Origin of the sequence: Ligilactobacillus equi DSM 15833 = JCM 10991 (genome assembly GCF_000615765.1) — a bacterium.
Taxonomy (GTDB): Bacteria; Bacillota; Bacilli; order Lactobacillales; family Lactobacillaceae; genus Ligilactobacillus; species Ligilactobacillus equi.
On record NZ_BAMI01000070.1, the window covers coordinates 1 to 8300 of the forward strand.

An 8300-nucleotide genomic window follows, 5' to 3' on the forward strand; every position below is an offset into this window, starting at 1 on the left:
TTCCATGGCAAGAGGACTTCAAGTTCTTCCTCTTCAAGGAAATCTTTAGAAGCAACTTCTGACCTTTTCCAGGTAGGATTCTGGGTTCAGCCCATTAAGCTTGGCTGTTTTAATCAAAGTCATTGCTACGGCATTGGCTTAAGAACCGTCAAATGAGTATGAGAAAAACCAATTTGTTCGTCCCATAACGTTCTCTTTAACAGCCCGTTCAACACTGTTATTACTTAACTCGAAGTAACCTGCATTGAAGACGTTCATGAGATAAGCCTTTTGGTTAATCATATAGCTAACAGAGTCACTCAAAGCCGTTTTAGAGGATATTTTCTCACCCGCCAATATGATACGGTTGTATACCTCTTCTAATTTAGGCTTCATTTTATTTCGCAAAAAGTGATACCGATCATTTTCAGATAACTTAGTCGTTTTTCGATTAAGATTGAAAATTTCATCAAGCAAATCAACTATTCCTTGCGAAGAACAGCTATTTTCGGTTGCTTTGAAGAACTTTCGTCTATCGTGAGTTAAAGATATCCAAGGCGCTGTCTTCGCTTAACTAGCACCATACACATTACAGTATTTCACCATGTATTTACTCAATCTCAGATGAAAGCATCACATGCTGTATCAGCTCACCAATGATATAAAGCATAAAACAAATAGCATAAATAACTAATCCCAAATACACAATTACAATAGAAAAGATTTCTAAGAATCTCGGAAACAAACTAAAAAATAATGATCCAATTGCCAAAATAGTCCACAGGCTCGCTCCCCATATATAAGGAAAAATAAACCCCTCAAAAGTCCCATTCCCAACATTTATGATTTGTTTCAATATACTTTTATTATAAACCACGATAATAATGGCCATTGCTGCTAAAATAAGTGACGTTTCGGCAATAGCAACATTAAATATCTGTACGTTAATTTCTCGCATAACACTCACAAATTTTACTTCTTTCACATGGAGAAGTATTCCAATCATGAAACTCATAATAATTGCCCCCCATAGAGGCCAACGAAACAAGTGTCGGTTTACTGCTTTCAATATTATGCGTGAAAGCTTTGCACGCTCGTATATACTATTCTTCATCTTCCCTTTCACCATCTTCCATGGAACTCATTATCTCACCCTTAACACGATTTATTACCTCAATGTTCTCCTTATCTACTTCATCAATTGTTTTCTTAATTGGATTTTCCTTTGTTTCAATCACTGTTTTTTTATTATCTTGATCTACCAACGTAGCTTTTATATTTCCAAACCCTTTCCTAGTAATCTGTAACAAGTTTTTGATAAAATCTGTTGTTTTACCATCTTCCGATTTTACTTTCAAACCTTCTTCCTTATTTTCAAGAGTAAGTTTTCCCGTTTTAGCATTATTTTCGGTAATAATATCTTGGATTTCATTGAGTGTTCGTGGATCATTGGGAGTTACATAATCTAATTCGAGTTTCCGTACCGAATAATTCTCACTCAGTAAATTTTTCTCAAATTCTTTCGTTTTAGACAACAATCTAATATCAACATCACCAATCTCAGCATCTCTTGAAATAATGCCTTTAAAATGATTAAAAACTGACGTTTTATTTGAAGTATTATAAGGGTGACATAATATAATTTCTTCTTTTACAAAATAATAAAATGGACTTAATTGTACATATTCAAACGCTACTTCTTTGGTTACTGAACCATCTATCTGCGTAACTTTTTGGAGTAATGGTTTAGCAACATCACCCATAATAATGTTATTGTCAAGTGACTTTACATTTACTAATGTCCACTCATCTTTTCGATTAACAGGTTCCTTAGCAAACGACAAAATCCTTTTAGGAATAAGCTCTTCTTTAATATTTTTAAAATTACTATTAAAAATATTTTCACTAATATTCAATTTCATTGCAAAAAATTTCATCTAAGAATCTCCTCAATTACATATCCTTTACATCATAAAATTCCTCATAGTTATTATTAATTATATCGTTAAACAACTAATAATAAAAGACATTAAGCATAAATAGATAGTTAAAACTTTTTATGGGTAATTCACTTTTATCGTTGATATAACGGCATTTGTAAATTCTTATATTTTTATTTTTTTCCAACGTTAACTATTACCCTGTTCAAACTAGAATTTGACGTCAAAACCCTAGTTTGAAAGTTTTCGTAGTACTTATCATTCTTCGTGTGTTTCTTTAGATTTCGCTTACAGATTTCGAAAATATCTATTTTGTTGTAACACATCATCCGAACCGTAGCTAATGCATTGACTCCTTCGACGCTCCATGCCATAGGGCGTGAACTGAATCTTGCTGATAAACAGTACTTATGTGCCCTTCAGTAGAGTCCCCAGCGATACTCCTTGCCCATATAGTTTTATTTTTTCAAGGTATCCTACGAGATAATGATGTTTTTTGATTGTAATCATTGTACCGCTAAGAGTTTTTTGTATTTAGTTAAAAAAATTTACCTACAAAAACTTTTGTCCGCCACTCGTAACGATAACGTAACCCTCCGATTGTACCAGCTTGGGAATTTACAAGCCCTTAGACTATTTGTATACTTCTTTAGACAGAATGGGGAACTCCACCATCCCAATATCCATTAGCTCAAGAAATTTCACTATACCAACTTACCTATTTAAAGTCATTCCATTCAACTATCTTAACCAGAACATCAGTAAACAAGTACATCATCCTAGCAGCAATCTGCGGATTTAAATCACGATTCTTTAATCTTGCCAGGTGAGCAAGCCGATTACGGTAGTCATGCCCTAAACTCCCCTCTTTTCCAACACTTCCTAAATAGTACTTTAAGTTTTGTAAATGTTCCTGACTAAAAGCCTGAAGTCTAACCTCATTTTGGTGGTCTAGCAAACTTCCCAGCATTTTCTCCTTGATTGGAACATATATTTTGTCCATATTTTCTCTTAAAAACTGTTTTCTCAATAATTTTTCAATCAGCGCACACGCTAGCATCTCAACGTTATAGCTAAGAGTAGAAATAAGCGTCGAATCTTTGATAGTTAAATTATTAGCTAAAATTTTAAAATTGTCTAATAGCATCTGTCCTTGAAATAGTACGCCTTCCTCAAGATCATCATCTAATTGATCAATTTTGATTAAAAACTCATTTACACACTCCGTATACTCGGCTAGCCGCTCGTCTTTCATCATTATTTCATAAAACACTGCTTGTCCTACCAATAAAGTAGTCTCCAAGTGAACCACATGTGCGTTAGTGTAATAATCATCTGATAATGTCAACAAATCTGAAAGTCCCTTATTACCGCCAGCACGATCCAAGGATGTACTTACAATATACTTTAATTTATCATAGCTAGTGCTACTTTTGTCCCATGTCGTTAAAACTTCTGACCATGGTATGTTACAGCTAATTTCCTGTCCATGCTCTAAAAGATAAGCAGTTGCCTTTTCTTCTTGATTTTCAGCTAAGACCTCAAAGTGATAAGCCCGTTTATCTTTTATTTTCCTTAAGTATCGCAGCAATTCTTTGACGTACTCTACCGTAAAATAAATATCCTCTAGTCTTTCTGAACTTAAAGCTTGCTCCAATTCTTGACGATATTCATCAATAAATTCGTCAACAATGCCCTTTAACTTACTTTTACTTCGCGCACTAAGTAGCATAGGCAAAAGGCTACTTTTACTGTGAAAATCGCTATTTTCATAGCATTTAAGTAGCTGCACAAAAAGTTGCGGGTTCTTTCCGAATAGTTTCTTGAAATCATCAAAGTTCCAAATAAAATACCATGGTCTTACCTCAATTAAATATTCATATAATTTAGGATTCCCGCCACCATTATCTTTGATAAAGTCTAAGGTTACATCACTAAGGTTGCATAGATTCTTTACTTCTAAAGAAAAGACCTCCTCTACATGCTGATTTAAAAAGATATACACCTGCCTCTTAAGCTTCTTCAACTTCTCATCATCAATTAAATTAATAATCTCTGTAAATCTTTTCTTAATATTTTCATCATCTGTAATAGCATCTTTATCCCTATCTAACTTTTGTAGTAATTGCACGATGAAATATGCCACATACTCATCCATACTTCGAATTTGTTCTAAACTTTTAACAATTTCCTCATAAAAATTAAACTTCTTCGCCACAGAACCAAATATAACCCCAGTATACATATCATTAGTTCCAAAATACTTTAGTGTAAAACTGTTATCTAGATGTTCTATTTCCTTTATTAAATCCATTACACACACCTTCTCAAAATCTCCATGTGGCTTTACTTCATTCCAGTCACTACCATATCTTCCATACTAACCAAATAACCCTGTTGCAATTTTATACAAACAGGGTCATTTTCAAATTAAGTTGTTACTAATAAGCGTAACACATACCATTAACTAAACTTTTCGCTAATGTACTGTGCCATACTTTCCATATCGGTGAACATGGTACCTTTGTTAATATTTAAGTCCTTGTCTAATTCAGCATGGATGGCTTGCTTAACACCAGCAGGAACCTTAAAGCGAATTAGTTCTCCCGAAGTTTGATCTTTTACTTGCAACTTCGCTAATTTACAGTGAATCTTATCTATATTAGCAGTCAAGACATTCTTTTGTGGTTTACTACGGTAAACATCTGGGATAATAATGAAGCTCCCTTGTTGGTTCTTTAATCTTTCACTCGTGATTGAAGATTCAAAGATTTCGGGTTCTAACATCCGCCCAAAATCAATGACATGTTGAAAATCACCAACATCTTGCTTAATCATGTGGTATAACCGTAAGACTTGATAATTTTGGTTGATTTTCATGTACTTCTTGGTTAAACGGCACTCTACCGTTTTTTCCTCACAGCACTTCTTACCACAACAGCAGCAACAACAACAATTTACATTGGTTGTAATCGTAATACTTTCAACCAACTTCCGATACCAAAGTACATACTCTGCTTCTGTAATTCCTGACTTAATAACCTCATCAATAAAATCTTGAATTAAAGCATTAATTTCATTTTTGGCATCCTCGTCCATAAAGGCTAAGGTTGATAAAATTTCCACCGTATCACTATAAGTACCATATTTGACTTCTTTATTAGGCTTGAAAACATAGACGTAACCATCTTCTTCATCATTACTTAAAGTCGCAAAGAACAAAGCCACTAACTTATTGCGAGTAATGTCCAAGAGTCGTGTTGGCAAAGTCATATGCTGCATAAGTGACAACCGGGCAGTATTATTCTTCAAAGCATCAAACTTTTCAGGATATTGTTTTACATACTCGTTAATTACTTGATATTCAGGTAACCCTCTACGAATTAAACTTGGAATTAACTTACTGCGACCATATTCTTGACTTTCCCCACGATAGTAAATTAACTCTTCATTTTCCAACACTTGTTTCGACTTCTCAATAAAGTCTGCCACACTATGTACCTCGATTGATTTATAATTATTCATTATACTCACACCTTTCATCAATCCTACTTTCAGTATACCCCTGGTATATTCAAATGTACAGTAAGCGTTATCAAAAAATTGTACATGAATGTAACAGGGCGTATTGTACACGAATAGCCCGAGGGTATACAATATTTCGTGTACTTCTTTATATAGACTTTCGTCTACGATTGAACTCTACTATATCAATATTCCATAACAAGAATGCTTTAAGATTTTCATCTTTGAAAGTAACTTATTTCAGGACCTTTTCCAGATAGCTTTATGAAGTAATCTAAATTAGCGTTAACGTTTTCTTCGTTCATTTATCACATGCTTAGCATTTTTCAAAACTTGAGGCCGTAAGATAAATACCATAACCGTATATATCACAATCCCAACTAATACTTCTAAAATTAACATTAGCCAACTAGTCGCAATATGTCCATTCATCCAGTAAACCGGAAGAAACATCACTATACTTGCTAATAAATATTTCCAACTATCAGAAAATAATTCGCTAAAATTTAAATTTTTACGTACGACCCAAATTTGATAAAGCGTTACACCTAACTCTGAAATTACCGTCGATAACATCGCACCATTTAAGCCCAATAAATCAAGGGGATATTTAAAATAATATTTGTTACCGCTCCGATAGTCACAGAGGCTGTAAATTCTTTTACCCGATTAACTGGTAGTAAGTATTGGGTACCTAAGACATTAGACCAACCAATTAAAAGAATAACCACTGATTCAATCATCATGGCCGGCCCCACCGGTCCGTAACCATGACCACAGTAGTAAGGTCCTAAAGTTGTCGCTACGGCTGCTAAACCGAAAGTCATTGGAAAAGCAATCGCTGAAACAAAATCAAATGACTTATATAACATCTGATTAACCTTTTTCGTATCACCCTTAGAAAATGCATTTGATACATGAGGTAACATTACTGTCCCCGTTGCCGTCACCAAAGCTAAAACCAGTTTTACCAAGCTATCAGAATATTGATAGTAACCAGACGCTGTTTCACCAATCATAACCCCTAACATCGTCCGATTTAACTGCACATAAAGTTGCGTGGCAATTTGAGGAACAAACATCGCTACCGTTGGAATAAAGTATCGCCAGGGGTTCAACCTCCTAAACGAAACTTTGTTCAATAAGAAACGTAAATGAGGCCACAATGTCAGGTTCCCTACAAATGTTGATAAAGCTAAGACAATAATATAAAGTGTTACATCATGCGCATCTCGAATAAATAGAAAAATTGCTACCATCGAGATTAACTTCACCAAGGTATTACGAATAACCGTCCGTTTGAAATCTTCAATTCCCATATAAAGCCAGGAAATATCAAACGCTACCGCTACTAAATTAATTGATTGGGCCCACATGTAAGTCTTATTTGAGGTACAAAACATCATAAAAACCACAAAAGCAAGGTAAGCTACTATCGTCATCACAGTTTTAATAATTTGGATTTCCCAAAAAGTTTGTGACATCTTAGCTTTATTATCACGTACATAAGCTATTTCACGGTTACCATAATAACCAATCCCAATACTGGCAATTAAAATAAAGTATTGATGATAGAATTGGTAAAGGCGTTAGCCCCTACCCCTTCAGGGCGTAAAACCCGACTGACATAGGCTGACGTTAGTAAAGGTACAATAATAGCTAAAACTTGATAGCCTGCATTATAAAGATAGTTACGAATAACTTTCATATTTAGCCTTCTAATTCGCTTTTAACAGTCTCTAGGGCCGCAGCAAGCACTTGATCCATGTTGTAGTATTTGTATTGACCTAAACGGCCACCAAAAATAACATTGCTTGCATTCTTCGCTGCATATGCTTTATAAGCTTGATACATTTCATTGTTACGTTCATTGTTCACTGGGTAATATGGTTCATCACCACGTTGCCAATCAGCTGGATATTCACGGGTAATAACCGTTTTACCTTTTTCACCTTTACCATATTCAAAGTGCTTGTGTTCGATAATCCGTGTGTAAGGTGTTTCGGCATCCGTGTAATTAACTACGGCATTTCCTTGATGGTTATCTTCGTCAAGAATTTCTGTTTCAAAGCGTAAGGAGCGATATTCCAATTCACCTAACTCGTAGTTAAAGAATTGATCAATCATCCCAGTAAAGACCACCTTATCAAATTCAGCCAAGTATTGGTCCTTCTTATCAAAGAAGTCAACACCTGTTTCAACCGTAATATTTTCGTGGCCCAACATTTTTTCAACGATTTGGGTGTACCCTCCCATTGGAATTCCTTGGTAAAGATTGTTGAAGTAGTTGTTATCATAAGTTAATCGAACTGGCAAACGCTTAATAATAAAGGCTGGTAATTCAGTCGCCTTCCGTCCCCATTGCTTTTCAGTGTAGCCCTTAATTAACTTTTCGTAAATATCTGTTCCAATTAAGGAGATGGCTTGTTCTTCTAAGTTTTCAGGTTCTTTACCACCTAAAACTGCCTTTTGTTCTTCAATTTTTGCCATCGCTTCTTGTGGTGTAACAACACCCCAAAGCTTATTGAAAGTATTCATATTAAATGGTAAGTTGTAAATTTCACCATTGTAATTAGCCACCGGAGCATTCGTATAGCGATTAAATTCGGCAAATTGTTGGATATAATTCCACACTTCTTTATTGGAAGTATGGAAAATGTGTGCTCCAAATTGGTGAACTTGGATGCCATGCACTTCTTTGGTATAGATATTACCTGCAATATGATTACGTTTTTCGATTACTTTTACTTGATGACCTCGTTTGGCCGCTTCATAGGCAAAGGTTGCCCCAAAGAGTCCCGCACCTACTACTAGATATTTTGTCAATTTGTTTTCCTCCAAAATATATTTTAATAC

The 8300-nt window shown here is 34.9% G+C and carries 7 protein-coding genes and 1 pseudogene; all 8 read right to left on the minus strand.

Going from position 1 to position 8300, the window contains the following annotated elements:
• Positions 1-45 precede the first annotated feature (45 nt).
• Positions 46-123, minus strand: coding sequence for a transposase domain-containing protein (locus JCM10991_RS16480; protein WP_155889652.1), 78 nt, complete (start codon positions 121-123; stop codon positions 46-48).
• A 15-nt stretch (positions 124-138) separates the two neighbouring features.
• Entirely contained in the window at positions 139-531 is a 393-nt protein-coding gene (locus JCM10991_RS10595) for an IS66 family transposase (protein WP_081782003.1), read from the minus strand.
• A gap of 58 nt (positions 532-589) precedes the next feature.
• Positions 590-994, minus strand: coding sequence for a hypothetical protein (locus tag JCM10991_RS10600; RefSeq protein ID WP_155889651.1), 405 nt, complete (start codon positions 992-994; stop codon positions 590-592).
• 88 nt (positions 995-1082) lie between these two features.
• Positions 1083-1916 (minus strand): DUF4747 family protein, encoded by an 834-nt coding sequence (locus JCM10991_RS10605; RefSeq protein ID WP_025021462.1) that lies wholly within the window; start codon positions 1914-1916, stop codon positions 1083-1085.
• A 721-nt stretch (positions 1917-2637) separates the two neighbouring features.
• Positions 2638-4233: a hypothetical protein gene (locus tag JCM10991_RS10610; RefSeq protein WP_025021463.1), complete on the minus strand. Its 1596-nt coding sequence runs from the start codon at positions 4231-4233 to the stop codon at positions 2638-2640.
• A gap of 149 nt (positions 4234-4382) precedes the next feature.
• Entirely contained in the window at positions 4383-5444 is a 1062-nt protein-coding gene (locus JCM10991_RS10615) for an FRG domain-containing protein (RefSeq protein WP_025021464.1), read from the minus strand.
• A 285-nt stretch (positions 5445-5729) separates the two neighbouring features.
• Positions 5730-7152 (minus strand): annotated as a pseudogene (locus JCM10991_RS13810) (flippase).
• A 2-nt stretch (positions 7153-7154) separates the two neighbouring features.
• Entirely contained in the window at positions 7155-8270 is a 1116-nt protein-coding gene (gene glf, locus JCM10991_RS10625; RefSeq protein ID WP_025021465.1) for a UDP-galactopyranose mutase, read from the minus strand.
• Positions 8271-8300 lie beyond the last annotated feature (30 nt).

What these genes read in the sequence shown, in the direction of transcription:
- JCM10991_RS16480 (WP_155889652.1), bottom strand. Translation starts at nt 123, where the DNA reads ATGACTTTGATTAAAACAGCCAAGCTTAATGGGCTGAACCCAGAATCC.
- JCM10991_RS10600 (WP_155889651.1), bottom strand. Translation starts at nt 994, where the DNA reads ATGAGTTTCATGATTGGAATACTTCTCCATGTGAAAGAAGTAAAATTT.
- JCM10991_RS10605 (WP_025021462.1), bottom strand. Translation starts at nt 1,916, where the DNA reads ATGAAATTTTTTGCAATGAAATTGAATATTAGTGAAAATATTTTTAAT.
- JCM10991_RS10610 (WP_025021463.1), bottom strand. Translation starts at nt 4,233, where the DNA reads ATGGATTTAATAAAGGAAATAGAACATCTAGATAACAGTTTTACACTA.
- JCM10991_RS10615 (WP_025021464.1), bottom strand. Translation starts at nt 5,444, where the DNA reads ATGAATAATTATAAATCAATCGAGGTACATAGTGTGGCAGACTTTATT.